Annotated in this window: 27 protein-coding genes; 14 read left to right on the top strand and 13 right to left on the bottom strand. The window is 72.2% G+C overall.

Annotated features, from left to right (window positions below; all coding sequences use genetic code 11):
* Positions 1–195: 195 nt before the first annotated feature.
* Positions 196–702 carry an FxsA family protein gene (locus ACGFIM_RS05715; protein ID WP_393195175.1) on the top strand — a complete coding sequence of 169 codons (507 nt, stop codon included), beginning with the start codon at positions 196–198 and terminating at the stop codon, positions 700–702.
* Between the two features lie 662 nt (positions 703–1,364).
* On the opposite strand, the gene ACGFIM_RS05710 is transcribed toward ACGFIM_RS05715, so the two are convergent.
* Positions 1,365–1,709, bottom strand: coding sequence for an RNA polymerase-binding protein RbpA (locus ACGFIM_RS05710; protein WP_364052876.1), 345 nt, complete (start codon positions 1,707–1,709; stop codon positions 1,365–1,367).
* 698 nt (positions 1,710–2,407) lie between these two features.
* Here ACGFIM_RS05710 and ACGFIM_RS05705 point away from each other — a divergent pair.
* Positions 2,408–2,614, top strand: a complete 207-nt coding sequence (locus ACGFIM_RS05705) for a cold-shock protein (RefSeq protein ID WP_393195172.1) — start codon at positions 2,408–2,410, stop codon at positions 2,612–2,614.
* A gap of 431 nt (positions 2,615–3,045) precedes the next feature.
* Complete coding sequence (locus ACGFIM_RS05700; protein WP_393195169.1) at positions 3,046–4,065, top strand: universal stress protein; 1,020 nt, start codon at positions 3,046–3,048, stop codon at positions 4,063–4,065.
* A gap of 48 nt (positions 4,066–4,113) precedes the next feature.
* Here ACGFIM_RS05700 and ACGFIM_RS05695 read toward each other — a convergent pair whose 3' ends face one another.
* A complete protein-coding gene (locus ACGFIM_RS05695) occupies positions 4,114–4,704 on the bottom strand; it encodes a MarR family transcriptional regulator (protein WP_393195166.1) in 591 nt (196 codons plus the stop codon).
* Between the two features lie 15 nt (positions 4,705–4,719).
* On the opposite strand from ACGFIM_RS05695, the gene ACGFIM_RS05690 reads away from it, so the two are divergent.
* The gene (locus ACGFIM_RS05690) at positions 4,720–5,010 is read left to right on the top strand and encodes a hypothetical protein (protein WP_393195163.1); all 291 of its coding nucleotides are present in this window, start codon (positions 4,720–4,722) and stop codon (positions 5,008–5,010) included.
* Between the two features lie 220 nt (positions 5,011–5,230).
* Here the strand turns inward: ACGFIM_RS05690 and ACGFIM_RS05685 are convergent, their stop codons facing one another.
* The 7 genes from ACGFIM_RS05685 to ACGFIM_RS05655 form a co-directional block, all read right to left on the bottom strand.
* Positions 5,231–6,664, bottom strand: coding sequence for an MFS transporter (locus ACGFIM_RS05685; RefSeq protein ID WP_393195160.1), 1,434 nt, complete (start codon positions 6,662–6,664; stop codon positions 5,231–5,233).
* A gap of 69 nt (positions 6,665–6,733) precedes the next feature.
* Positions 6,734–7,528 (bottom strand): glycerophosphodiester phosphodiesterase family protein, encoded by a 795-nt coding sequence (locus ACGFIM_RS05680; protein WP_393199633.1) that lies wholly within the window; start codon positions 7,526–7,528, stop codon positions 6,734–6,736.
* A 39-nt stretch (positions 7,529–7,567) separates the two neighbouring features.
* Positions 7,568–8,107, bottom strand: coding sequence for a TrmH family RNA methyltransferase (locus ACGFIM_RS05675; protein ID WP_393195157.1), 540 nt, complete (start codon positions 8,105–8,107; stop codon positions 7,568–7,570).
* Positions 8,104–8,694, bottom strand: coding sequence for a class I SAM-dependent methyltransferase (locus ACGFIM_RS05670; protein WP_393195154.1), 591 nt, complete (start codon positions 8,692–8,694; stop codon positions 8,104–8,106). The genes ACGFIM_RS05675 and ACGFIM_RS05670 overlap by 4 nt, the downstream gene beginning before the upstream one ends.
* 11 nt (positions 8,695–8,705) lie before the next feature.
* On the bottom strand, positions 8,706–9,653 hold the full coding sequence (locus ACGFIM_RS05665) for a VWA domain-containing protein (protein WP_393195151.1): 948 nt from the start codon (positions 9,651–9,653) through the stop codon (positions 8,706–8,708).
* On the bottom strand, positions 9,650–10,588 hold the full coding sequence (locus ACGFIM_RS05660; RefSeq protein ID WP_393195148.1) for a DUF58 domain-containing protein: 939 nt from the start codon (positions 10,586–10,588) through the stop codon (positions 9,650–9,652). Before ACGFIM_RS05660 ends, ACGFIM_RS05665 begins: the two co-directional genes overlap by 4 nt.
* Complete coding sequence (locus ACGFIM_RS05655) at positions 10,585–11,586, bottom strand: AAA family ATPase (RefSeq protein WP_393195145.1); 1,002 nt, start codon at positions 11,584–11,586, stop codon at positions 10,585–10,587. Before ACGFIM_RS05655 ends, ACGFIM_RS05660 begins: the two co-directional genes overlap by 4 nt.
* Before the next feature lie 56 nt (positions 11,587–11,642).
* Between ACGFIM_RS05655 and ACGFIM_RS05650 the strand changes: the two genes are divergently transcribed.
* Both ACGFIM_RS05650 and ACGFIM_RS05645 read left to right on the top strand, forming a co-directional pair.
* On the top strand, positions 11,643–12,422 hold the full coding sequence (locus ACGFIM_RS05650) for a hypothetical protein (RefSeq protein ID WP_393195142.1): 780 nt from the start codon (positions 11,643–11,645) through the stop codon (positions 12,420–12,422).
* Positions 12,423–12,586: 164 nt separating this feature from the next.
* A complete protein-coding gene (locus ACGFIM_RS05645) occupies positions 12,587–13,450 on the top strand; it encodes a DUF2268 domain-containing protein (protein WP_393195139.1) in 864 nt (287 codons plus the stop codon).
* Between the two features lie 71 nt (positions 13,451–13,521).
* On the opposite strand, the gene ACGFIM_RS05640 is transcribed toward ACGFIM_RS05645, so the two are convergent.
* Positions 13,522–14,172, bottom strand: coding sequence for a response regulator (locus ACGFIM_RS05640; RefSeq protein ID WP_393195136.1), 651 nt, complete (start codon positions 14,170–14,172; stop codon positions 13,522–13,524).
* Positions 14,169–15,533 (bottom strand): sensor histidine kinase, encoded by a 1,365-nt coding sequence (locus tag ACGFIM_RS05635; protein ID WP_393195133.1) that lies wholly within the window; start codon positions 15,531–15,533, stop codon positions 14,169–14,171. The genes ACGFIM_RS05640 and ACGFIM_RS05635 overlap by 4 nt, the downstream gene beginning before the upstream one ends.
* Positions 15,534–15,784: 251 nt before the next feature.
* Between ACGFIM_RS05635 and ACGFIM_RS05630 the strand changes: the two genes are divergently transcribed.
* From ACGFIM_RS05630 to ACGFIM_RS05610, 5 genes are all read left to right on the top strand, one after another.
* A complete protein-coding gene (locus tag ACGFIM_RS05630) occupies positions 15,785–16,276 on the top strand; it encodes a ketopantoate reductase family protein (RefSeq protein WP_393195130.1) in 492 nt (163 codons plus the stop codon).
* On the top strand, positions 16,270–16,473 hold the full coding sequence (locus ACGFIM_RS05625; protein ID WP_393195127.1) for a hypothetical protein: 204 nt from the start codon (positions 16,270–16,272) through the stop codon (positions 16,471–16,473). Before ACGFIM_RS05630 ends, ACGFIM_RS05625 begins: the two co-directional genes overlap by 7 nt.
* 306 nt (positions 16,474–16,779) lie before the next feature.
* On the top strand, positions 16,780–17,358 hold the full coding sequence (locus ACGFIM_RS05620) for a hemerythrin domain-containing protein (protein WP_393195124.1): 579 nt from the start codon (positions 16,780–16,782) through the stop codon (positions 17,356–17,358).
* A gap of 445 nt (positions 17,359–17,803) precedes the next feature.
* Positions 17,804–18,073 (top strand): DUF3040 domain-containing protein, encoded by a 270-nt coding sequence (locus ACGFIM_RS05615; protein ID WP_393195121.1) that lies wholly within the window; start codon positions 17,804–17,806, stop codon positions 18,071–18,073.
* 19 nt (positions 18,074–18,092) lie between these two features.
* The gene (locus ACGFIM_RS05610) at positions 18,093–18,608 is read left to right on the top strand and encodes a MarR family winged helix-turn-helix transcriptional regulator (protein WP_393195118.1); all 516 of its coding nucleotides are present in this window, start codon (positions 18,093–18,095) and stop codon (positions 18,606–18,608) included.
* Positions 18,609–18,771: 163 nt separating this feature from the next.
* Here the strand turns inward: ACGFIM_RS05610 and ACGFIM_RS05605 are convergent, their stop codons facing one another.
* Positions 18,772–19,443, bottom strand: coding sequence for a DUF4142 domain-containing protein (locus ACGFIM_RS05605; RefSeq protein ID WP_393195115.1), 672 nt, complete (start codon positions 19,441–19,443; stop codon positions 18,772–18,774).
* Between the two features lie 202 nt (positions 19,444–19,645).
* Between ACGFIM_RS05605 and ACGFIM_RS05600 the strand changes: the two genes are divergently transcribed.
* Positions 19,646–21,046, top strand: a complete 1,401-nt coding sequence (locus tag ACGFIM_RS05600; protein WP_393195112.1) for a pyridoxal phosphate-dependent decarboxylase family protein — start codon at positions 19,646–19,648, stop codon at positions 21,044–21,046.
* Between the two features lie 253 nt (positions 21,047–21,299).
* Entirely contained in the window at positions 21,300–22,307 is a 1,008-nt protein-coding gene (locus ACGFIM_RS05595) for a glycoside hydrolase family 11 protein (RefSeq protein ID WP_393195109.1), read from the top strand.
* A 163-nt stretch (positions 22,308–22,470) separates the two neighbouring features.
* Here the strand turns inward: ACGFIM_RS05595 and ACGFIM_RS05590 are convergent, their stop codons facing one another.
* Complete coding sequence (locus tag ACGFIM_RS05590) at positions 22,471–23,250, bottom strand: LLM class flavin-dependent oxidoreductase (RefSeq protein WP_393195106.1); 780 nt, start codon at positions 23,248–23,250, stop codon at positions 22,471–22,473.
* Between the two features lie 306 nt (positions 23,251–23,556).
* Between ACGFIM_RS05590 and ACGFIM_RS05585 the strand changes: the two genes are divergently transcribed.
* Complete coding sequence (locus tag ACGFIM_RS05585) at positions 23,557–24,012, top strand: MarR family winged helix-turn-helix transcriptional regulator (RefSeq protein WP_393195103.1); 456 nt, start codon at positions 23,557–23,559, stop codon at positions 24,010–24,012.
* The last annotated feature ends 192 nt before the right edge of the window (positions 24,013–24,204 follow it).

Below are 24,204 nucleotides of genomic sequence, written 5' to 3'. Positions count from 1 at the left end.
AGCGCGGCGTCGGCGTCAGGGGCGGCGGCACAAACGGCTCGCCCCGGGGACGGGCGGACCGCGCGGCCGGTCTCTCCCGCGGCCCGCCGCGAGGGCGGAGGATCGCGCGGGGCAATGGGCATCCGGCGGAACGCTCGGCAGGCGCCGGGCGTTGTCCAGTGCAGTGACGCGTGTGCGGAAACGAGGAATTGAACGATGCGGCTGCTGCTCTTTCTGGCCTTCCTGGTCATCCCCATCGTGGAGATCTGGCTGCTGATCCAGGTCGGCCAGGTGATCGGAGGGCCGTCCACGATCGCCCTGCTCATCGCCGACAGCCTGCTCGGCGCGTGGCTGGTGCGGCGCGAGGGCCGGCGTGCGTGGCGGGCGCTCCAGGAGAGCCTGCAGAGCGGCCGGATGCCCGACCGGGAGCTCGCCGACGGCGGCATCATCCTGGTCGGCGGCACGCTGCTGCTCGCGCCCGGGTTCTTCCTAGACGTGTTCGGCCTGCTGTGCCTGATCCCGGCCACGCGGCCGATGATGCGCCGCCTGGGGGCGTACCTCTTCGAACGGCGGATCAAGCGGCTGGCGCAGTCGTCCCCGTACGCGAACCTCTTCCCGCCCACGTCCGGCTTCCCCGGCGACGACCCCGGCCCCGCTCCCGGCGCGCCTCGCGGCACCCGCGTGGTGCACGGCGAGGTCATCCGCGACGACAACGACTCCTGAGCGCCTCGGCTCTCGACCTGCTGTCAACCGCGCCCGCCACCCGCGGAGTACTACGTCCGGTGCGCGAGCTGGGACGGACGTTTTCGCCCACGCCCCACCGTCGACCACGTCCGGCCCGCGCCCGCGTCCGGCTTGTGGCCGCGTCCGGCCCGCAAGCGCGTCCGGTCCGCAAGCGCGTCCGGTCCGCAAGCGCGTCCGGTCCGCCGACCGCGTCCGGCTCTTGGCCGCGTCGGGCCCGCAACCGCGTCTACCCTTTGAACGCGCCCGGCTCGCGCCGCGTCTGGGTTCTGGGCACCGCCGGCTGCGACCGCGTCTGGCTTGGGAGCGCGTCCGGTCCGTAGCCGCGCCTGGCCGGTCCCAGGGGGCACACGATGGGCGAGCAGCGGAAGCCGCGCTGAGCCCGGCCGAAGAGCCTGCCGGCAGGCAGAAGAGGGCTCGGTTGAGCGAGGGGTGCCCTGTCCGACCGGAGCCGAAGACAGCGACGACGCCGAAGAGACGAACGCCGAGGACACACGGATGAACCCCTGGCGAGGCCCGGCGCCGAGGCCACATGGACTGCCCTCTGGCGGGGCACCACGACGCCGAGGGCACACGGAGGGACCCCTGGCAGGGCACAGAGAAACCCCCGGGCCGGAAGCCCGGGGGTTCACCGTGAGAGGAGGTCAGGCGCTCTTGCGACGCTGGGCCCGAAGGACCGCGAGCCGCTCGTTGAGCACCTCCTCAAGATCTTCGATGGACCGCCGCTCCAGGAGCATGTCCCAATGCGTCCGCGGGGGCTTGGTCTTCTTGGATTCCGGCTGCTCGCCGTCCACCCGCACGGCGGTGGCGCCGCACATCCGGCACTCCCAGCTGGCGGGAATCTCGGCCTCGGCGGCAAGCGGAACCTCGAAGCGATGGCCCTTCGGACAGGTGTACGACACCTCCTGGCGCGGAGCCAGGTCCGTGTTACGGTCGTTCTCGTAGCTGGTTGCCCCGAGCCGGGTGCCACGAAGCGCGCGCTCGCCCATGTTTAAATGCCTCCTACAGGGCCCCCTTGCGTGGGGGGTCTGTCTCCCACGGTGTCTAACGCTTGGTACCGTGATGGGATTCCCACCTGTGAGGTGATCCAATCGCGCTTGGGGCCATGGTTCTTCACGTGATCGCCGATCAGGGCCGTAACCTGCGGTGATGCCGGTGCTCCCGCGGCGCGGGAGGCATATATCCGGATTTTTTGCCCGTGCGTAGTCCCCTCTTCTGGCGTGTGAGCCCGCCGTGCCCCGCCCTCGCCTTCGCGTAGGAGGCGGGTCGTCGTTCGGCCCGCCGCTTCGTCCTCGCCTTGCGGAGGAGGCGGGCCGTCGTTCGGCCGCCGACCCGTCCTCGCCTTCGCGTAGGAGATGGGCCGCCGCTCGGCGGCCGACCTGTCTCGCCGTGTGCCGGTGCAGGGCGCTGTGCTCGTTTCGCCGCGTGCCGGCGGGGTGCCGCGCTCGTTTCGCCGTGTGCCGGTGGGGTGCTGTGCTTCGCCCTGGCGGCTGGGTTTGGCGGTTGGGGAGATGCGTGGTACGTTGAAGGAGTTGCAGTTGTTGTACCCATAAGACTTTGTGCGCGTCTGGCAGAGTGCAGCTAGACGCGTTTTTTGTTTTTCTCCGGTCATCTCCGGATGGGCTTTCACACGGCGACACCGCGGTCCGCACGGTGTGGATCGCACCCATCTCTGAAGGAGATCGACATGGCTACCGGAACCGTTAAGTGGTTCAACTCTGAAAAGGGCTTCGGCTTCATCTCGCAGGACGGCGGCGGGTCCGACGTCTTCGCCCACTACTCGAACATCGTCTCCGACGGTGGCTACCGCGAGCTGTTCGAGGGGCAGAAGGTGTCCTTCGACGTCGTGCAGGGCCAGAAGGGCCCGCAGGCGGAGAACATCGTGGCCGCCTGACCCAGGCGAGCTTGTTAACGGGCCGGGCCCGCATCCTTCGAGGATGCGGGCCCGGCCTGTTCTGTGTCCGGCCCCTCTTCCTGTTCGTGCCCGGGCCCCTCCTCGGGGGTGAAGGCCCGGGCATTCGCGTGTCCGCGGCCTGCCCTCCTCCCGGGTGAGCGCCTGACGCGCGCATGCCTTCCGGCTGTGGCCCGGCCTCGTGTCGTGTCCGGGGGTAGCCGTTTCGCAGCGCGGTGGGGCTGTGGGCGTGCTCGGGGCAGGCCCCACTCTCCGGAACGCGGGGCTCGCCGATGGGCGGTGTGCGTTCCGGGGGTTCGGGGGTGTCTGGTCGCCGGTCCAAGGGCCGGTCAAAGTCTGCCGGGCGGCGAGTCGGGGCGGGGCGCCAGGGAAGCGCACCCATGAGGGCCGGACACCTCGTGGGGAGGGGTGTGGTGCGGGAGCCTGGCGGTGGATTCGTCCTGGTGGGATACGACGAGTCGCCGGGGAGCGAGCAGGCGCTGCGGTGGGCGGTGCAGGAGGCGCGGCTGCGCGGGCGTCCCGTGGTCGTCTGTCACGCCTGGCACTGGCCGTACGCGCTGCGCCCCGCCAGCCGGACGCTGCTGGCGGAGGTCGAGCAGGTCGCCGCCCGGATCGTGGAGGAGGGCGTGCGGCGGGTGCGCGCACTGGGCGGTGCGCCGGACGTCCGCCCGCTGCTGGTCAAGCGGCCGGCCGCCGCGGTGCTGCTGGAGGCCGCTCAGGAGGCGGAGCTGGTGGTGCTGGGCTCGCGCAGGGTCGGAGGGTTCGAGGACCTGCGGGTGGGGTCGGCCGCCGTCCAGGTGCCCGCGCACAGCCCCGCCCCGGTCATCGTGGTACGCCCCAACGGCCCCTCCGGGGAAGCGGTGGGTATTCGGCAGGCTCTCGCGGACCCGGGCGGCCCGTCCGGGCAGGTCTCCGCGCACCCGGGCGGGCGGTCTGCGGGGTCGGTCGGTGGGGAGCGGGCCATCGCGTACCCGATGGGCGAGGAGGCCGGTGGGGTGCGGGTGGTGGTGGGGCTGGACGGGTCGCCGGCCAGTGAGGCGGCGTTCCGGTTCGCATTGCGGGAGGCGGAGCTGCGGGGCGGCTCTCTGGAGGCGGTGTGCGGCTGGTGGGATTCCTGCGACTGCCCGGGGGAGGACGAGCGCCCGTTCGTGGACGCCAGGTCCATCCGGGCGGCGGCCGAGGCGGGCTTCAGGGAGGCGGTGCGCCGTCTGGCCTCCGGCAGGCCGAACGTCCCCGTGACGGCCGACTTCGTGACCGAGCGGCCGCCCAGGGCGATCGTGGAGCGTGCGAGCGGGGCGGCGCTGCTCGTGCTGGGGCACAGCGGCAGGCGGGCGGGCGTGCTCATCGGGCCGGTCATCCAGACCGCGCTCACCGAAGTGCGCTGCCCCGTGGCCGTCACGCCGCCTCCGCACTCCAGGAAATGCGTCGCGTGATCATCATCACTCCGCTGACGCACATAGACTCCTGAGTGGCTAGCGTGCTCATGGGGAGTTTGAGGGCGGTTTTTCGGAAGAGTGATGTGTTTCACTCAACGGGACGGTCAAACCTTGCGTCGTATCTGACAGGGTGTTGATCGGTTCTGTGAAAGTGCCGGAATGCCGCATCCGGCGCGACGGTCCGTACGGCGGGCCGGCTCGCGTCAGCGAGTTGCCGTCGTACGGGCGGATCGGTTGAACTCCGGGCGGGGGCGCCAGGCGCGGAGAGCGTCCCCGCCCGGTCACCCGCCGGCTGCCGCGCCGCACCCCGCCGCTGCTGCGCGGCGGCTTCCTCGTCTCGGCGAGGGCGGACTCGTACGCGAGGAGGGTGTCGACGACCAGCCGCCGCTGCTCGGCCGTCAGCGGCTCCAGTGCGCGCCGCCAGGCCCGCGCCCCCGGGGACGGCCATCGGGAGATGGCCGGCCGGCTCCCGGGGCTGATGTCGATGATGCGGCGGCGCCGGTCGGCGTCGTCCTCCCGCCGTTCCAGCACGCCTTTGCGGCTCAGCTCGCTGACCAGGAGGCTCACGGTGGTCGGCGCGACGCTCGGCCGGTCGGCGAGCTGGGAGACGGTCAGCGGGCCGTCGAGCAGGAGCATCAACAGCGGTGACAGGTGCCGCGGCGCGAGGTCGAGCGAGCGCAGCTCGCACCTGACCGTCCACGCCGCGGAAAGCGATCTCGCCGGCCGCGAGAGCGCGCTGACCGACGCCGTCGTCGCCGTCTCTACGGGGAGTGGGGGCGCGAGATCGCCGAGGTCCGGCTCGTCGTCGTCCCGGCGGGCCGCTGGGGCAACGGCGGCAAGCCGGTCGGGGATCCCGCGCCGAGCGTGACGTTCGCCATCAAGGAGGCCGCCTTCAGCAGGCCGGAGGCCGACGGCATCGTGGCCGGCCCGATCTCCGGGTGACCGACGCGATCGCCGGCGTCATCGGCGAACGCGTCCGCTCCAAGGCGAGCGTGGAGCTCGTGGGCACACCCGCCGGGCACAGCGGCGTCGGCGGGGCCGTGCTCACGTCCTGAAGGCAGGGCCCACGTCCTGAAGGCAGGGCCCACGTCCTGAAGGCAGGGCCCACGTTCCTCGACACGATGCTCACGCCCTCAGCGCAGTGGCCGGGCCTCCGCGAGCGTCAGATGCGTTCGGGCACCTCGTTGCCGGCCGCACGGATGGCCTTCGGCAGGTTCGTCAGCGCGAGCAGCACGAACCCGACCACGAAGAACAGGATCATCGACATGATCGCCATCCGGTAGCTGTTGGTGAGCTGCAGCGCGATCGTGATCGTCAGTGCGCCGATGAACGCCGAGCCCTTGTCGCTGATCTGCAGCAGGCTGAAGTACTCGGCCTCCCGCCCCTTCGGGATGACCAGCGAGAACAGCGAGCGCGACAACGCCTGCGTGCCGCCGAGCACGATCGCGATCGCGAACGCCATCAGGTAGAACTGCACCGCCTGCCCCTCGGCCACGAACATGGCCATCACCACGATCGCCGTCCACAGCACGAGGCTCGCCAGCACCGTGCGCTTGGTGCCGAAGGCGCGCGCCAGCCGCCCCAGCAGCAGCGCGCCGAAGAACGCCACGAACTGCACCATGAGGATCGCGGAGATCTGCACGGTCTGCGACAACTTCAGCGCCTCGGACGCGAATGCCGCGCTGTTGGCGATGACCGTCTGCACGCCGTCGTTGTAGACCAGGTACGCCACCAGGAACAGCAGCGTCAGCGGATACTTCCGCAACCCGGCGAGGGTGTGTCCGAGCCGGCGGACGCTGCCGCCGACCGCGGCCAGCGCCGACGTCTCGTGGGCGGGCACGGGCCGGTTGCGCAGCCGCAGCAGCGGGATGATCGTGAACGTCGCCCACCACAGGCCCGCCGACATCATGCAGATCCGCACCGCCATGCCCTCGGTCAGGCCGAGGCTCTCGTGCTGGAGGTAGAGCACCAGGTTGAGCGCGAGCAGCAGACCGCCGCCGAGGTAGCCGATCGCCCACCCGCGCGAGGAGACCGCGTCGCGCTCCTCGGCGGTGGAGATCTGCGGCAGGAAGGAGTCGTACACCACGACGGAGGAGCCGTAGGCCAGGTTCGCGACGACGAACAGCACGCCGCCGAGCATGTAGCGGTCGCCTTCGACGAAGAACAGCCCCATCGCGGCCAGCGCGCCGATGTAGGCGAACACGCCCAGCATCTCGCGCTTGCGCCCGATGTGGTCGGCCAGCGCGCCCACGATCGGCAGGAACACGATCTGCAGCAGCACCGCGATCGTGGTGATCAGGCCGAAGAACGCGGCCGGCCGGATGTCGGCGCCGAGCACGTCCACGTAGCCGAGGCCGGGGTGGGCGGCGGCCAGCTCGTCGAAGGTCGACACGCACGTGCCGGAGTCCACATCAGGGAAGTCCTTGGCGCACGCCGCGGTCTTGGCCACGGGGATGATGTAGGGGCCGAGGAAGACCGAGATGACCGTGGTGTAGAAGGCGGAGTTGGCCCAGTCGTAGAAGTACCAGCCGCGTTGCTCGCGCCGGCGCGCTGCGGGGGAGTCGTCGAGGGCCGCGGGGGGTGCGGATCCGGGCATGGTGTCGTCTCGCTCCTCTGGGGCCCTCTGCGCGGGGGCCTGGCGTATGGGGACGGTGCCGGTACGATCTCAGGCCGCGAGGCCGGAATGCCAGAGCCCGCGGCGGTCGAGCACGTTGCGCAGGCCGGTGACGTTGTCGGTCATGATGCCGTCGACGCCGAGGTCCAGCAGCTGCTCCATGCGCGCGGTGTCGTTGATCGTCCACACGTGCACCTGCATGCCGATGGCGTGCGCCGTCCGGACCAGGGCGCGGGTGGTGACCCGCAGCCCGCGGAAGCCGACCGGCACCTGCGCGCAGGGGACACCGGAGCGCGACAGGCGGGCCAGCGTGCGGCCGTAGCCGGAGGTGGCGGCGGCGGCGCGCAGCGCGGCCACGCCGCGCGGGCCGAGCGACGAGCACACCTCCTTGCGCAGCGCCCGCCTGGCCGCCTCAAGGCGCTCGTCGTTGAAGGCGGTCAGGCAGATCCGGTCGTAGGAGTTGGTACGCCTGACCGCCTCGGCCAGCGGGCCGATGGCCGCCCACTCCTTGACGTCGATGTTGAAACGGATCTCCGGCCACGTGCCGAGCAGGTCCTCAAGCAGCGGGATCTCGTGCACGCCGTTGATGCGCGCCTGCTTGACCGTCCGGTAGGGCAGCGCGGAGATGCGGCCGCGCCGGTCGGTCACCCGGTCGAGGGTGTGGTCGTGGAAGGCGATCAGCACCCCGTCGGAGGTGGCGTGCGCGTCGGTCTCCAGGTACGTGTAGCCGAGCCCGACCGCGCGTTCGAAGGCGGCGACGGTGTTCTCAGCGCCCTCGGCCGCGCCACCGCGGTGGGCGAAGGCGAGCGGGCCGGGATGGTCGAGAAAGGCGAATCGACGGCTCAGCACGTGGAGAAGTATGCCCCTTCGTGATGAACGGTGCGGTTACGAATCGGGGAGATTCTGCCACTCCTGCCGCCGCGCCTCGGCGAGCGCGATGGCCGCCGCGACCGCCACGTTGAACGAGCCGACCCGCCCGACCTGCGGGATGTAACAGGCGCCGTCCACGGCCTCCAGCAGGGCGGGAGAGCAGCCGTGGTCCTCGCTGCCGACCACCAGGCACACGTCCCGGTCGAGGTCGGCGCGGTGCAGCGGCACCGACTCGGCGGTCAGCTCGATGGCCAGCACCGCGTAGCCCTCCTCGCGCGCCGCCTTGACCGCCTCGGTGGCCGGGATCGGGTCGTGCCAGGTGACCAGGCGTTCGGTGCCGAGTGCTGTCTTGCCCGCCTTGGGGTTGGTGGGCGGGGTGGCGTTGCCGGCCAGCCAGATCTCGTCCACGCCGAACGCGGCGGCGCTGCGGAAGATCGAGCCGATGTTGAACGGCCCCGTGACCGACTCGATGATGAGCGCGAGCCGGTTCCCGGTGTTCCTGCGCCAGGTGCGGTTGAGCCGCTTGACGTCGGTGGGGCGCAGCTGTTTTCTCAACGGGTCACCTTCAGGATGCGGTAGGCGGCCCGGCTGGCCTCGCGTGAGGCCTGCCAGCCCTGCTCGCCGAGCCAGCGCTGCAGGGAGTCCGAGCCGAGGTGTTTCTGGACGACCAGGTGGGCCACGCCGTCGGGCGCCAGCCGGGTCAGCCACCTGGTGAGCATCTCGTGCAGCGCCTGCTTGCCGATGCGGATCGCGGGGTTGGACCAGATGGCGCGGAACGTCACGCCCTCCGGCACCTCGTCGACGTGCACGGCGCGCACGTTGCCGAGCCCGGCCTTGCTCGCGTTGCGCTCGGTCAGCTCCAGGCCGCGCCGGTTGACGTCGATCGCCCACACCGTGGCGCCGGGCGCCCGCTTGGCCATGGTCAGCGCGATGGGCCCGTAGCCGCAGCCCAGGTCGAGCAGGTCGCCCTCCTGAGGCGGCGGCGGGACGCTCTCCAGCAGCACCCGGGTGCCGACGTCGATCCGCTCGGGCGAGAAGACGCCGCGGTCGGTCTCCAGCCGCAGATGCAGGTCGGGCAGGACGAGATCGACCGACGCCGGCCTGCTCGCGGTCTCGGGCTGCTCGGAGAAGTAATGAGCCACGTCGCCAAACGTTACGGGATCCGCGTACCGAACAGCACCGCGGCGCCCGCCACCAGCAGCCCCGCCACGAGCGCGGCCACGATGAACCACTGCGTGATCTCCTGGTTGACCAGCTTGTAGCCGAGCGAGGTGCCGATCTGCTCGTAGACCTCGCGCAGCTCGGCGCCGGACTCGGCGGTGTAGGCCCGGCCGCTGGTGCCGTCGGCGAGCGCCTGCAGCGTCTGCTTGTTGACCGGCACGTTGACCGGGCGGCCGTCGATGTTGACCGTGCCCTCCTGGGTGCCGTACGCGATCGTGGAGACCGGCACGCCGGCCTGCGCCGCCGCCTCGATGGCCTCGCCGACCGAGCGGCCCGAGGTGTTGTCACCGTCGGACAGCAGCACGATCGCGGCCGGTGGCGGGTCGGTCGCGGCCTGCTGGTCGAACGAGCGCACCGACTCCAGCGAGTTGAAGACCGCCTCGCCGATGGCGGTGCCGGGCCGCGTGGTGAGGTTGCCGAGCGCGGTGACCACGGCCTGGTGGTCGGTGGTGGGGGAGACGATCACGTTGGCCGAGCGGGCGAAGGAGACCACGCCCACGTTGAAGCGGTCGGGCAGCTCCTGCGCGAACGCCTGCGCGGCGGCCTTGGCGGCGCTGATGCGGTCGGGTTGCACGTCGTCGGCGTCCATGGACAGCGAGATGTCCAGGGCGATGATGATCGTGGCGCGGTCACGGGGGACGCGCACCTGGTCGGCGGGCTTGGCGGCGCCGATGACCAGCAGCGACATCATGACGAGGAACAGCGCGGGCGCCACGTGGCGGCGCCAGCCGGGCCCGGCGGGGGCGACGAGGTTGAGCAGGGCCAGGTTGGTGAAGCGCACCGTGTAGCGGCGGCGCAGGAACATGGCCGCCACATAGCCCGCCACGAGCAGCAGCACGAGCACGAACAGCCACAGCCAGCCGGGGGCGAGAAACGTCATGCGGTCGGTCTCCTGTGGGCGAGGTGGCTCATGCGGCGCTGGCGCAACACGAACTGCGCGATGTCGAACACCCAGTCGCGGTCGGTGCGCAGCACCAGGTGGGCGACGCCGGCGCGGCGCAGGGCCAGGCGGGTGCCCTCACGCTGCAGGGCCGCCGCCTCCGCGTACGCCTGCCGGATTTTCGGCGAAAGGTGTACTTCGCGTACGTTCCCGGTCTCGGGGTCGGCGAACGCGACCCGGCCCACGTCCGGCAGCTCCAGCTCGCGCGGGTCGATGACCTCGACGGCCAGCACCTGATGGCGGGCCGCCAGCCGCCGGATCGGGCGCTCCCACGGCCGCTCGGCGTCAGGGTCGAGGTCGGGCTCGGCGTCGAGGAAGTCGGAGACGATCAGCCGCAGGCCGCGGCGGCGGCGCGTGGCGTTCAGGATGTCGATGCCCTCGGCGAGATCCGGCGGGTCGGGCACCACGCGGCCGCGCGGCGCGTCCATGAGGGAGTTCAGCAGGCCGTAGAGCGCGGGGCGGCCGGTGCGGGCGGGCATGCGGTGGACGTACTCGTCGTGGATGACGAGCGCGCCGAAACGGTCGCCCATGCGGCTGGACAGGAACCCGATCGCGCCCACCGCCGCGATCACGAGGTCGCGCTTGTCAGTGTCGGCGGTGCCGAAGTCCATGCTGGGCGACAGGTCGGCGAGCGCCCACGTCTCCAGCTCGCGGTCCGCGATGAGGTCGCGTACGTGGGGGATGGTCGTGCGGGCGGTCACCGCCCAGTCCATGCGGCGCACGTCGTCCTCGCCGGGCACGTAGACCCGGCTGTCGCCGGACTCGCTGCCGGTGCCCGGCAGCAGGCCCTGGTGCGCGCCGTGCAGCAGGCCGTCGAGCCGGCGGGTGACCGTCAGCTCGAGCCGCCGCAGCGCCTGTTCGGCAGTGGTGCTCAACGGTTCTGGTTCCAGACGACGAGGGGCGGGGGCACGGCGTGCAGGATCTGCTTGACGACGTCCTCGGGATCGACCCCGTCGGCCAGGGCGTCGAAGGTGAGCATCAGCCGGTGCGCCATCACGTCCACGGCGACGTCGTGTATGTCGTCGGGCAGCAGGTAGTCGCGCCCGCGCAGCAGCGCCAGCGCCCGCCCCGCCGACACCAGCCCGAGCGTCGCGCGGGGGCTGACCCCGACTTCGATGGTGTCGATGAGGTCGGGCAGGCCGTACTCGGCCGGGTTGCGGGTGGACATCACCAGCCGCACGACGTAGTCGGCGACGAGCTGGTGCACCGAGACCTGCTCGGCCGCCTTCTGCAGCTCCAGCAGCCTGGGCGGGTCGAGCACGCGCTCCGGCACCGGCGGCGTGACGCTCATGCGGTGCAGGATCTCCAGCTCCTCGTGGGCGCTGGGATGGGGGACGCGCACCCGGAACAGGAACCGGTCGCGCTGCACCTCGGGCAGCGGGTAGACGCCCTCCGACTCGATCGGGTTCTGCGTGGCCAGCACGATGAACGGCTTGGGCAGCGGATGGGTGACGCCCGCCAGCGTGACCTGGCGCTCGGCCATCACCTCCAGCAGCGCCGACTGCACCTTGGCGGGAGCGCGGTTGATCTCGTCGGCCAGCAGGAAGTTCACGAAGACGGGGCCGAGCTCGACATCGAACTTCTCGGTGGACGGGTGGTAGACGCGGGTGCCGACGATGTCGCTCGGCACGAGGTCGGGAGTGAACTGGATCCGGGCGAACGTGCCGCCCACGACGGTGGCCAGGGTGGAGGCGGCGAGGGTCTTGGCGACCCCCGGCACCCCTTCGAGCAGGCAGTGCCCGCGCGCCAGCAGCGCCACGACGAGGCGTTCGACCATGTGGTCCTGGCCGACGATGACACGCCGGACCTCGTCGAGACTCTGACGCAGCAATGCCGCGTCGTTTCCGCCTGGCAACTCTTCGGCGACGCTCATGACGCCCATTCCACCAAACGCGCCGCAAACTCGCACGACGCCACGTCTGTGCTTACATGGCAAACGTGGCAAGTCCCTTGCAGTACGGTGACCCGCCCCGGCTCGGGCCCTACGTGGTGCAGGCGCGCCTGCACAGCGCGCCCGCCGGCTTCGTCTACCTCGGCCAGGGCCCCGACGGCCGCGCCGTGTCGCTGGCGGTGCTCACCAGGGGCGCCGCCTATGACGCCGCGGCCCGCGACCGGTTCGTCACCGCCATCAAGGAGGCGGGCGGCCGGGAACGCTCGGGCGTGCGCGGCTGGCTCACCCGTCCCGCCAGGTCGCGCGCCGGCGGCGCCGTGCTCGAGGGCATGCCCGAGGTGCTCGCGTACGACGGCGGGCGGGCGCCGTGGGTGGCGGTGCCGTACCAGCCGGGACGGCCGGGCGCGGAACGGTTCCTCGAGCCGGTCATGGTGGGCGGGACGCTCATCGGGCAGGCGCACGGGCCGGACTTCGTGCCGTACTGGCTGACCGACCGCGCCCCCGCCCTGCCCGGCCCGCCGCGGCCCCGGCGGCCGCTGACCGAGACCCGCAAGCGCGTGCTGCTCGCCGCGCTCGCCGTGCTCATCCTCCTGCTGCTCGTGGTGGCGATCCTGCTCATGCTGGTGTTCGGGCGGCAGGACAGCGAGCCGCAGCCGCGCCAGCTCCCGCCCACGGTGTTCGTGCCCACGCCGCCGCCGACCCCCGAGACGCCCAACCCGCAGCCCTCGCCGTCGGATTCGCCGTCGCCGTCGGAGAGCGGGCAGCGCACGCCGGGCCGCTCGCCGGGCGAGGATCCCGGCGACGAGGCCCCCCTGTGAAGAGGTGGCACTGTGGAGCCCCCTGTGAAGAAGGTGGCACTGTGAAGAGGTGGCACTGTGAAGAGGTGGCACTGTGGGCCCGCTTGTGATGAGGCGGCGCTGTGAACGGGCGCCGGGAAAATGATTTGAGCCTCACGTAACGTGAGGGTTTAGCGTCCCGGGCCATGGAGTTCATCGTTCACGACACCCTCACGCCCATCGCGTCCCTGCTCGAGCAGCCACTGGAGCGCCGGCCGGACGCGCTGCGGGAGATCCTGGAGCCGATGCGCGCGTCGATCCCGATGCCGGGCGACATCGTCGGCATCCACCACCAAGGCGGCGGCTTCCGCGTCGACGCCGACGACCCGCGCTACCTGCCCGCCGTGCGCCGCATGATCGAGCAGGACGTGCTCGGCCAGGTGAAGCACGAGCTGGAGCGCGCCTCGCAGGCGCTCGGCGGAGCCACGCAGCCCGACAAGCTGGACGTCTTCCTCATCCTGGGCGACCCCGGCAACGAGCATCTGATGAAGATCTCCGGCGGCTACTACGGCATGGGGGCCGGCACCAGCTACATCTACCTGCTGGCCTGGCCGTCCGACGAGGTCATCGGGCGGATCTCGCACCTCGCGGTGCACGAGTTCCACCACCACGTGCGCTTCAGCAACGTGGAGTGGGACCCGGTCGCCGTGACCGTGGGCGAGCACGTGGTCGCCGAAGGGCTGGCCGAGGCGTTCGTCCGCGAGCAGTCGGGGCCCGAGGCCATGGGGCCGTGGTCGTCCATGGTGACCGGGGAGGCGTTCGACGGCGCCTTCGAGAAGATCATGGCCGACTTCGACCTGCAGGGCATGCAGAACACGCCCGCGTACGTGCTGGGCGACACCACCGCCCGCCGCTTCGGCGGCGAGCCGCGCGGCATCCCCGACATGGCCGGGTACGCGGTGGGCCTCCACCTCGTCGACAAGGCCCTGGCCGCGACGGGGATGAGCGCCGCGGAGGCGACCGTCGTGCCGGCCGCCGAGCTGCTGCGGCGCGGCGGCGTACGCGGCTGATCCGGGCGCCGCGCCGTACGCGCCCCGGCGCGGCGCCCGGTCATCGCGGAGACGCCGGCCCGGCCGAGACGTCAGCCGGGGGAGACGAAGCCCGACTCGTACGCGGCGATGACGGCCTGGGTACGGTCGCGCGCGCCCAGCTTGGCCAGCACGTTGCCCACGTGCGTCTTGACGGTCTCCTGGCTGACCACCAGCTCGGCGGCGATCTCCTGGTTGGACAGGCCCTTGGTCATCAGCCGCAGCACATCGCCCTCACGCTCGGTCAGCCGGTCGATGCCCGGCACCTTCTCCGGCGACCCCGCGCGCGACCTGCGGCCGGCCAGGGCGCGGATCGCGGCGGGGAACAGCAGCGAGTCGCCCGCCGCCACCAGGCGCACCGCCTGGACGAGGTCGTCCGGCCTGGTGCGCTTGAGCAGGAAGCCGCTGGCGCCCGCGCGCAGCGCGTCGTAGACGTAGTCGTCGTTCTCGAACGTCGTCACCACCAGCACCTTGGGCGGCTCGTCCAGAGCGAGCAGCCGCTCGGTGGCGCGGATGCCGTCGACGGCGGGCATGCGGACGTCCATCAGCACGACGTCGGGCCGCTCGCGGCGGACCACCGCCAGCGCCTCCGCCCCGTCGGAGGCCTCGCCCACCACGGTCATGCCGGGCTCGGAGTCGATGATGATGCGCAGGCCGGTACGGATGAGGTCTTCGTCGTCGGCGATCACGACACGCAGCGTCATGGCTTCGACCGTAGCGGCAGGCGGGCGGCCACGCGCCAGCCGTTTTCCGCCGGTCCGGCCTCCAGGTCGCCGCGCAGAAGCCTGACCCGCTCCCGCATCCCCGCCAGGCCCCGCCCGCCGGTCCGCCCGCCGTTCCTGACGCCGTCGCGGCGCTGCCCGTCGCACGGGTTGACGACCTCCACGCGCAGGTGGTCGCCGTCCACGGCGGCGGTCAGGCGGATGGGGCCGCGGGCGCCGTGCTTGATGGCGTTGGTCAGGGCCTCCTGGACGATCCGGTACGCCTCGCGGGACACCACGGCCGGCACCGCCGACAGGTCGCCCACCTGCTGCTCCACGGGGGCGCCCGAGGTGGCGACGAGCTCGCCGAGGTCGTCGAGCGTCGCCTGCGGTGCTCTGGCGCGCCGGGCGTCGGGCCGCCCGGCCGGGGCGTCGCCCGCGTCCCCGGCCGCGCGGCGGCCGTCGCCCCCGGTGGAGCCGGGAGCGCCGCTCGCGTCCCCGGGCGTTCGCCGCGCGGCGTCGTCGTCTCCGGGCGGGCCGTCTCCTGGCGGGTCGTCTCTGAGCAGGCCGAGGACATGGTCGAGGTCGGCGAGGGCGGCGCGGGCCGACTGCTCGATGGCGGCCAGCGCGCTGCGCGCCGTCCTGGGCGCGTCGTCGGAGCCGCGGTCGAGTACCCGCCCCGCCGCCGCGGCCTGCAGGGTGACGACGCTGAGCGCGTGGCCGACGGAGTCGTGCAGCTCGCGGGCCAGGCGGTTGCGCTCGGCCAGCGCCCGGGCGTGCTCCTCGGCGGCGGCGAGCCGTTCCGCGGGCGTGGGGCCGAGCAGGACGGGCGCCAGCCTGGCCAGCAGCGCACCGGACCCGGCCGCCAGCGCGACCAGCCCGGCGAGCAAGGCCAGCCCCGCCAGCGCCCACAGGAACGCGTTCCAGCCGGGCGTGATGTCCAGCCCCACCGGCTGCGCGGGCGGCCCGGTGAAGAACACCGCGACCGTGAAGATCGTGAACGGCACGATCGCCAGCGTGCAGCCGCTGACCACGCCGCCCACGCCGAGGTGGAGGGTGAACCACGCGGCGGTGCGCCGCCGCTCCTGCCAGGACCGGCGGACCTGCCGGGGCGGGGTGAGCACGCGGGCGCCGAGCAGGCCCTGCGCCGCGCTCACCTCGAGCCCGCGTATCGGCAGGAACAGCCCGGTGACCGCCACGACGGGCAGCACGGCCGCGAACACGCCGAGCTGCGCGGGCAGCAGCAGGCTGGCCGTCTGGCCGCTCACCAGGCCCGCGATCAGGCTGCCGGCCATCATGTACGGCATCAGCAGCGCCCCGCCCAGGATCAGGCACGACCACCGGCGAGCCAGGGTCCCTATCACGTACGGATTGTAGGCCGACGGCAAACGGCCGCGTCGGCCGGAGAACGCCCGGCAGAAGAGGATCACCGGCTTGTCGCCGGGGCGGGCGCGCCCCCTGCCTCGCGTCCCGGCGGCTTCCCCGTCCGGTGCCGCGGCGCTCCAGGCGGTTCCTCCCGCGACGCCGCATGCCCGGGATCCGATGGTTCGGGAGATCATGGGGGATCACGTCAACGCAGGGATTCCATCAGCGACCGGGCCCGGGGACGGGCGCCGTGCTGCTGGTGGACGCCGACGCCGGGCACGTGGCGGCGGTCCGCCGCGACGGCCTCGTCCTGCGCGGCGCCGGCGGCGAGCGCAGCGTGGCGGTGCCCGCCGCCACCCCCGGCGAGGTGGACGGGCCGCTGCACCGGGTGCTGTTGTGCGTCAAGGCCCAGGCCACCGCGGACGCGGCCGGCTGGATCGCGCCCCGCCTGGCCGAGGACGGGTACGTGGTGTCGGTGCAGGACGGCCTCAACGAGGGCCTGATCGCCACCTCCGTGGGACTGGAGCGGGTGATCGGCGCGTTCGCCGGCATCGTCGCCGACGTGGTCGAGCCGGGGGTCATCCGCGACGGCGGGCCGGGCCGTTCGTCATCGGCGAGCTGGACGGCCGGCCGAGCCCCCGCGTGGACCGGCTGGCCGCCGACCTCGCCGCGCTCGGCGCCAGGACCACCGGCAACGTCAGCGGCCACCTGTGGGCCAAGCTCGGCTTCGGCGCCATGCTGAGCGCCACCGCGCTCGCCGGCGCGCCGATGGCCGACCTCATCGACCGGCACAGGCCGCTCATGCACGCGCCGGCCGCCGAGGTGTTCGCGGTCGCGGACCGGCTCGGGCGGCGGCTTGAGCCGTTCGACGCGTTCGAGCCGCGGGCGTACCTGCCGGAGTCGCCGGAGAGGAGCGGCAGGCGGCGACGGACCGGCTGACCGCGTGGCTGCGCACCCGGCCGGAGGACCGCAGCGGCACCTGGCGCGACGTCGCGGTCCGGCACCGGCCGGTCGAGGTGCACGAGCACTACCGCGAGGTGCTCGCGGCGGCGGACCTGCGCGGCGTGGCGACCCCGCTGCTCAGGGCCCCGCGCGCGCCTTGCCGACGTGGAGGCCGGCCGCGCGCCGATGAGCGGGCGGCACCTCGCCGACCTGGAGTCGCTCCTGGTTCGGTAATCGGTTCGCCGGGCGGGCGTGTCCGCCTCCGGCCGGGGTAGGCGGCCCCGTACTCGAAGGAGGACAGACATGACGAAGACGGCTCCGGAGAAGATGGCCGAGACGGACGTCATCGACCTGCTGGTGGCCCAGCACGGCATGATCAGAGATCTGTTCGACGAGGTCGAGCAGGCCCCCGCCGGGCAGCGGGGCGAGGCCTTCACCCGCCTGGTGCGCATGCTCGCCGTGCACGAGACCGCTGAAGAGGAGATCGTCCACCCCTACGCCCGCGGCAGGATCGACGGAGGCGAGGGCGTCGTCGAAGACCGGCTGACCGAGGAGAACCAGGCCAAGCAGCTCCTGTCCCGCATGGACGAGGCCGGGCCCGACGCGCCCGACTTCATGGAGAACCTGCTGATGCTGCGCGGCGCCGTCGAGGCGCACGCCCGCGCCGAGGAGCGCTACGAGTTCAACAAGCTCATCGCCCAGACCACCGAGGCCGAGCGGCGCAGCATGGCCGCGGGAGTCAAGGCGGCCGAGGCCATGGCGCCCACCCATCCGCACCCCGGCACCGAGTCGGCCGCCAAGAACGTGCTGATGGGCACGCCGATGGCGATGATGGACCGCGTCCGCGACGTCGTCCGCAAGGCGATGGGCAAGAACCCCTGACCGTGACGGCCTCCCGTTCCGCACGGTGACCCGGCAGGCCGGGCCCGCACCGAGGGCCCGGCCCGCTTCATGCCCGCACGCCGCGTCCCCAGGTCTCCACGCCTGGACGCCGAGCTTGCTCTCCACGCCCGCGCTTGCTCTCCACGCCTGCGTCCGGTCTCGCGCCTGCGTCCGGTCTCGTGTCCGTGCCCGGTCGCCGCGCCCGTGCTGGGTCTCCGCGCCTGCGCCCCGTTTCCTCACACCGGTCGGGTGGGGCTCGTGGGCGTTATGCGTGATCTCACATCACAGGTTCATTGCAGTATGCAAGGTTCTCTTGGTCTCCTTGATCCGCCGGGCTGGAATGTCAGAGGTCATCAGGATGTCGAGCATGGCGCGAAGCGGGGGGTACACGGGGGCGTGTCCTGGGTGCCGCTCTTGGGCCGCCGAGGGGATGAGGGCGTAAGGCATGGGGCTGTCCCGGGAAGAGCGTCGGGCACTGGAAGACCTGGAGAAGCGATTAGCGCTCGATGAACCCGAGCTGGACGCGCTGCTTTCCGGGAAGGCCGGTCCCCACCGGCGGCGCAAGTCCGCCATGCAGGTCTGGCTCATGCTGATGCTGCTCACGTGCGCCATCCTCATGATGGGGATCGTGCTGCTCATCACGACGGGGGAGCGGGAGTGCCCAGGGGTGCCGATCAGCTCCTGCGAGAGGGCGCCCGCGCGGCAGGAGGGGTAGCGGCGGTACAACTGTGGACATGGGTGACATGTCCTCGAAGGGCGGGACACGCATCGCCGGCCGTGACGACGACCTGTCGGCCGTCGTCACGGCCGTGCTGAGCGGGTCGCGGCTGCTCGTCGCCGTCGCCGCCAGGTCGCTCGGCGCCGTCGGGGACCGTGTCACGCTGCCGCAGTTCCGGATGATGGTGCTGCTCGCCCGGCACGGCGAGACCAAGCTCGTCACCATGGCCGAGCTGCTCGGCGTCAACTCCTCCACCGCCATGCGCATGGCCGACCGCCTGGTGGCCGCCGGGCTGGTCGTCCGCGAGGTCAACCCGCACAACCGGCGCGAGAGCCTGATGCGGCTCACCGCCGAGGGGCAGCGCATCGTCGACCAGGTGATGGAGCGCCGCCGCGCCGAGATCGGCGCCATCGTCGCCCGCATGCCGGCCGAGCAGCGCCGCGCCCTCGTCTCCGCCATGAACGCCTTCAGCGCGGCGGGCGGCGAATCGGCGGACGCCGCGTCACGCCCGCTCGGCCTGCAAGACGTCTGACCCGCGGCGCCCGCGGCCGTCTACTGCGGTCACCCGCGGTTCCGCCGTCATGGGCTGCGGTCACCCGCGGTTCCGCCGTCATGGGGTGGGGTCGTCCGCGGTTCCGCCGCCATGGCCGCGGTCGCCCGCTTCACCGGTGGGGTGGCCGGGTGGGTGAGCCGCGTCAGGCCGCCGGGTCGGGGAAGCTCTCCGGGGTCGTCAGGCCCGTGCTCTCCAGCAGGCGCTGGTGGTTCAGCACCGCCGCGTTGCACTGCTCGGAGAAGCGGCGGACCAGCGTGTTCTGGGTGCTGCCGCGCACCTTGCCGATCAGGCCGAAGATCTGGCCGTGCGCCAGGCGGAGCCATTTGACGTACGTGGCGTCGTACGAGGAGCCGGTGCTTCCGGAGATGTCGCTCATCCAGCGCTGCTGCTGCTCGGTGGGCTTCACCGGCAGCTTGACCTCCAGCTTCGACGCCAGCTCGCGGACCTGCCTGTCGAGGGTGTGATGCTGGCCCGCGATCGTCTCGCTGACCTCCCTGACCTTGGCCGAGGCGGCGCGCTGCGCGGCGTCCTGGGCCATCGGCATCTCCCACAGGCCGGCGAGCCGCACCTTACGGATGAGCTCCCTGTCGATCTCCGACAGCGGCCCCCACTTCGTCTGCCAGGTCCCGGTGTCCTCTTCCTCCTCCGCGGGCGGCGCGGAGCCGGAGGGTTCGGCCTCGGGCAACGGTGTTTCGCTCGCCAGGTCGGTGAGTGCGGCCGTGTCGGCGGTGGGCGTCGGCGTGTAGCCGGCGCACGCCGCCAGCGGCCAGAGCGCGGCGATGCCGCAGACGATGAGTACGCGTCGGGGTCCCATGACCATCGTCCCCTTCCCCGGCCTGAGACGGCCGTCATGGTGAGGTACGCCGCCGGAGGCGGGGCCGTTCATGGCACTGTGCAAAAGTCATGGCACTGTGCGAAAGCCATGGCACTGTGCGAAAGCCGCAGGGGAGCTCATGGCCCGCGAGGCGCACCGGCGTCCAAGCCCGGGGTGCCCGTTTCCTCCTAGGGTGCCGGGCATGACGGAACTCGATGTGAACCGCACCGGCATGGCGGCGCTCGGCCGGCAGGCCGTGGACGCGCTGGCCGACTGGCTCGACGCCCTGGAGAAGTCGCCCGCCAGCGACTACACGCCCTCAGCTGAGCTGGCGGAACGCCTGCGCCGCCCGCCCGCCGCCGGGCCGGGCGACTTCGGCGAGCTGGTCGAGACGTTCCTGCGCGCGGCCGGGCAGGGGGTCAACACGGCGGGTCCCGGCTACCTCGCCTACTTCCCCGCGGGCGGGCTGTACTCGGCGGCGCTCGCCGAGCTGCTGGCCAACGCCGCCAACCGGTTCACGGGCCTGGCCCAGATGGCGCCCGCGCTGGTCGCGATGGAGCACGGCGTGCTCACCTGGCTGTGCGAGCGCTTCGGGCTGCCGCCGGGCGCGGGCGGCATCACCACCAGCGGCGGATCGACGGCCACCCTGTCGGCGGTGCTCGCCGCACGCCAGAGCCGCCTCGGCGACGACCTGACCGGCGCCACCCTGTACGTCACCGCGCACACCCACTACTGCGTGGCCAAGGCCGCCCGCATCTGCGGCCTGCCCGCCACCGCCGTGCGTCAGGTGCCGATGACCGAGGACCTGCGTATGGACGTGCGCGCCGCCGCCGAGCTGATCGCCGCCGACCGGGCCGCGGGGCTGCGGCCGTTCCTGCTGGCCGGGACCGCGGGCACCACCGGCACCGGCACCATCGACCCCCTGCCCGAGCTGGCCGGGCTCGCCGCCCGTGAGGGGCTGTGGTTCCACGTGGACGCGGCCTACGGCGGCGGCTTCCGGCTCACCGGGCGCGGCCGGGCCCTGCTCGCCGGCATCGAACGCGCCGACTCCATCGCCATCGACCCGCACAAGAGCATGTTCCTGCCGTACGGGACGGGCGTGCTGCTCGTCCGCGACCCGGCCGCGTTGCACGCCGCGCACGCCGACGGCGGCGACTACCTCCAGGACCTCGCCGCGATGGACGGCCTGCCCGACTTCGCGAACCTCGGCGTGGAGCTGACCAGGGAGTTCCGCGGACTGCGGCTGTGGCTGCCGCTGCACCTGCACGGCGTGGACGCCTTCGCCCGCGAGCTGGAGGAGAAGCTCGACCTGGCCGCCCTGGTGCACCGGGAGCTGGCCGCCGACCCCCGCTTCGCCGTGCCGTGGCGGCCGGATCTGACCGTGGTGGTCTTCCGCCTGCGCGAGGGCGACGACGAGCGCAACCGACGCCTGCTCAAGGAGATCAACGACACCCGGCAGATCCACCTGAGCAGCACGACCGTCCAGGGGCGGCTCTACCTGCGGCTGTGCGTGCTGAGCTTCCGCACGCACGCCCGTCACGTCGAGCGCGCGCTGGAGATCATCAGGGCCGCGACGGACACCGTGATCGCCAAGTTTCGGTGATCTCGCGAAAATTTCATCGACATCTCGCTGTGCTATAGGGCGGCTTGCTGCGGAGATGTGGTAAACCGCGCTTCACAGTGCGCAAGAGGCCATTGACAGGCGCCGGAAGCGAGTCCGATACTTTCGCCGTCTCTCCGATACTTTCGGAGAGACGGCTCGCTTCACCCATCGTCGATCAGGGGCCCTTGAGGCCATGGGGCGCGTACGCGCGCGCCCGTATCCCCGCCGCCATCACGCGAGGAGGAAGCACCCCATGAACGGCGCACCCCCCTATCCACCGGCCCGCAGGCGCCGGTGGCGATTCGCCGCCCGCGCGTTAGCCGTCATCGCGGCCCTCGGCGTCGCGATGCTCCCCAGCGTCGCCCACGCCGCCGTCACCACCAACCAGACCGGCAACCACGGCGGCTACTTCTACTCCTTCTGGACCGACGCCCAAGGCACGGTCTCCATGGAGCTGGGCTCGGGCGGTAACTACAGCACCTCCTGGTACAACACCGGCAACTTCGTCGCAGGGAAGGGCTGGGCGACCGGCGGGCGCAGGACCGTGACGTACTCCGGCAGCTTCAACCCGTCGGGCAACGCCTACCTGGCGCTGTACGGATGGACCAGGAACCCGCTCATCGAGTACTACATCGTCGAGAACTGGGGCACCTACCGGCCCACCGGTACGTACAAGGGCACCGTGACCACCGACGGCGGCACGTACGACATCTACCAGACCACCCGCTACAACGCCCCGTCCATCGAGGGCACCCGCACCTTCGACCAGTTCTGGAGCGTCAGGCAGCAGCGGCGCACCGGCGGCACCATCACCGTCGGCAACCACTTCGACGCCTGGGCCCGCGCCGGCATGAACCTCGGCAGCCACGACTACCAGATCCTCGCCACCGAGGGCTACCAGAGCAGCGGCAACTCCAACATCACCATCGGCTCCGGCGGTGACAACGGCGGCGGCGACAACGGCGGCGGCGACAACGGCGGAGGTAACCCCGGCGGCGGCTGCACCGCCACGCTCTCCGCGGGCCAGCAGTGGAGCGACCGCTACAACCTGAACGTCTCGGTCAGCGGCTCCAACAACTGGACCGTCACCATGAACGTGCCGTCCCCGGCGAGGATCATCGCCACCTGGAACATCAGCGCCACCTATCCGAGTTCCCAGGTGCTCCAAGCCAGACCCAACGGCAACGGCAACAACTGGGGGGTGACCATCCAGCACAACGGCAACTGGACCTGGCCCACAGTGTCCTGCAGCGCAAGCTGACCTTCCCCAGCACCTCGTGGCGCGGCGGCTCCCACTGACCGCCGCGCCACAGCCGTGCCCGCCTCTCCTGTGCGCCGCCCGCCCCTGCCGCGGCTCCGCCACAGCTCTGCCGCGGCTCTGCCACAGCTTGGCCGCGGCTCCGCCGGGCGGGCGGTGATGCGGGTCAGCGGGGTGGGCCGGCGGCGATCGTGGCGCGGGCGTCGGCGACGCCGCCGCGCCACCATCCCATCGCCTCCACCCACCAGGTCATCCCGGCCGCCGCGTACCCTTCGACGAGCCCGTCCGCCGCCCGGCCCTCCAGCGCGATGTCGTACCCGTCCAGCGACCCCCGCTCCTCGCCCAGGAAGTCGACCACCCGTGCGAACTCCTCCACCGGCACCGGCGGAAGGTCGTGGCCGTAGTCGCGGAACGTCGGCATCGCGCCGTCCCAGCGGGCCGCGCGGCGAAAGCCCGCCTTCGTGGGCCAGCGTCCAGGGCACCAGATCGGGATGCGCGGCCGCTGCACAGGGGCCGGCAGCAGCCGCTCCCACAGCCGGGTCAGCTCGTCGAGGCCCTGGTCGAGCTTGGCCGCGCGGACCTTCAGATCGGGGTCCTCGCCGAAGTCGGCGTACTCGGAGTCCAGCGACCCCAGCCCGGCGCCGAACACCAGCCTGCCGCCGGACAGCCGGTCGAGCGAGGCGGTCTCCTTGGCCACGGTCTGCACCCGCCGCCGGGGGAGCGCGGTCATCAGGATGCCGAGCCGGACCCGGCTCGTACGCGCGGCGATCGCCGACAGCGTCACCACCGGGTTCGCGACCGGCCAGCTCGGGTCGTGGTAGAGCAGATGGTCCCAGAGGTAGACCGCGTCCCAGCCGTGGTCCTCGGCGGCGACGCCGAGCTCGGTCAGCAGCGTGGGGTCTCCGAACTCGCCGACGTTCGGCAGTCCGACAGCGAAGCGCACCATGGGGCAAGGCTATGCCCGCGACCCTCCCCGGGAGCGGCTCCCTTCGGCGTGGCGTTCCGTCGCGACCTCCGCGAGCTGGGGGCTCCCGTCTGCGTGGCGTTCTGTCGTGATCTCCGCGAGCTGTGGCTCTCGTCGGTGTGACGTTCTGTCGTGACCTGTGCGAGCAGTAGTTCGTCGGCGTGGTTCCCCGCCGCGGTCGGGGCGCACGGTCGGTCTGCTTGGCCGGAAATCAGCGCAAGTGGCGAGCAAATGTCCTTTGACCTGCTTATTTCACAATACATCGTAAGCAGAGCTAATATTTCGGGCATGAGTACGGAGGAGGATCTGCCCGGTGCGTTCGCCGGCGTGCTGACCGGGCTCAACCGGCTGATCCGGCGCCGCCTGCGTCAGGGCCTGAGCGGGCCGCGGCTGCGCGGCGCCCAGGTCGAGCTGCTGCGCCTGGTCGCCGACAACCCCGGCATCAGCGTCTCGGCCGCGGCCAAGGAGCTCTACCTGGCGGGCAACTCGGTCTCCACGCTGGTCAACCAGCTCAGCGGAGCCGGGCTTATCGACCGCGAGGTGCGCAGCGACGATCGCAGATCCGCCAGGCTGCTGCCCACTCCAGAGGGGGAGGCGCGGCTGCGCGCCTGGCAGGAACGCCGCACGGCGCTGGTCCGCGAGCACCTGGCGCGGCTCGGCGACGAGGACCTGGCCGCGCTGGAGGCCGCGCTCCCGGCCATGCGGCGTCTGGCCGAGAGCCTGCAGGAGGAGGTGACGGCGTGATGACCGACGCCGACGGCGCACGAGACCACGCCGGCGGGACCGCCCACGACGACCCCGCACACGGCCCCGCGCAGGGCAACGGGCCCAGTAACGGGCACACTAACGGGCACACTAACGGGCCCAGTAACGGGCCCAGTAACGGATACGGCGATGGGCACGGCGGTGCGCCGGAGAGCGGGGCCGGTGAGGAGG

It is taken from the genome of Nonomuraea sp. NPDC049309, assembly GCF_043196965.1.
GTDB lineage: Bacteria > Actinomycetota > Actinomycetes > Streptosporangiales > Streptosporangiaceae > Nonomuraea > Nonomuraea fastidiosa.
The sequence above is the reverse complement of the archived record's forward strand: the minus strand, read 5'-3'. Positions and strand labels throughout refer to the sequence as shown.

Bases quoted from the DNA above. Each gene is read 5' to 3' on its own strand.
- ACGFIM_RS05715 (WP_393195175.1), top strand. From the start codon at position 196: ATGCGGCTGCTGCTCTTTCTGGCCTTCCTGGTCATCCCCATCGTGGAG.
- ACGFIM_RS05710 (WP_364052876.1), bottom strand. From the start codon at position 1,709: ATGGGCGAGCGCGCGCTTCGTGGCACCCGGCTCGGGGCAACCAGCTAC.
- ACGFIM_RS05705 (WP_393195172.1), top strand. From the start codon at position 2,408: ATGGCTACCGGAACCGTTAAGTGGTTCAACTCTGAAAAGGGCTTCGGC.
- ACGFIM_RS05695 (WP_393195166.1), bottom strand. From the start codon at position 4,704: ATGCTCCTGCTCGACGGCCCGCTGACCGTCTCCCAGCTCGCCGACCGG.
- ACGFIM_RS05685 (WP_393195160.1), bottom strand. From the start codon at position 6,664: ATGCCCGGATCCGCACCCCCCGCGGCCCTCGACGACTCCCCCGCAGCG.
- ACGFIM_RS05665 (WP_393195151.1), bottom strand. From the start codon at position 9,653: ATGACGTTTCTCGCCCCCGGCTGGCTGTGGCTGTTCGTGCTCGTGCTG.
- ACGFIM_RS05655 (WP_393195145.1), bottom strand. From the start codon at position 11,586: ATGAGCGTCGCCGAAGAGTTGCCAGGCGGAAACGACGCGGCATTGCTG.
- ACGFIM_RS05650 (WP_393195142.1), top strand. From the start codon at position 11,643: ATGGCAAACGTGGCAAGTCCCTTGCAGTACGGTGACCCGCCCCGGCTC.
- ACGFIM_RS05645 (WP_393195139.1), top strand. From the start codon at position 12,587: ATGGAGTTCATCGTTCACGACACCCTCACGCCCATCGCGTCCCTGCTC.
- ACGFIM_RS05640 (WP_393195136.1), bottom strand. From the start codon at position 14,172: ATGACGCTGCGTGTCGTGATCGCCGACGACGAAGACCTCATCCGTACC.
- ACGFIM_RS05625 (WP_393195127.1), top strand. From the start codon at position 16,270: ATGCTGAGCGCCACCGCGCTCGCCGGCGCGCCGATGGCCGACCTCATC.
- ACGFIM_RS05620 (WP_393195124.1), top strand. From the start codon at position 16,780: ATGACGAAGACGGCTCCGGAGAAGATGGCCGAGACGGACGTCATCGAC.
- ACGFIM_RS05615 (WP_393195121.1), top strand. From the start codon at position 17,804: ATGGGGCTGTCCCGGGAAGAGCGTCGGGCACTGGAAGACCTGGAGAAG.
- ACGFIM_RS05610 (WP_393195118.1), top strand. From the start codon at position 18,093: ATGGGTGACATGTCCTCGAAGGGCGGGACACGCATCGCCGGCCGTGAC.
- ACGFIM_RS05605 (WP_393195115.1), bottom strand. From the start codon at position 19,443: ATGGGACCCCGACGCGTACTCATCGTCTGCGGCATCGCCGCGCTCTGG.
- ACGFIM_RS05600 (WP_393195112.1), top strand. From the start codon at position 19,646: ATGACGGAACTCGATGTGAACCGCACCGGCATGGCGGCGCTCGGCCGG.
- ACGFIM_RS05595 (WP_393195109.1), top strand. From the start codon at position 21,300: ATGAACGGCGCACCCCCCTATCCACCGGCCCGCAGGCGCCGGTGGCGA.
- ACGFIM_RS05590 (WP_393195106.1), bottom strand. From the start codon at position 23,250: ATGGTGCGCTTCGCTGTCGGACTGCCGAACGTCGGCGAGTTCGGAGAC.
- ACGFIM_RS05585 (WP_393195103.1), top strand. From the start codon at position 23,557: ATGAGTACGGAGGAGGATCTGCCCGGTGCGTTCGCCGGCGTGCTGACC.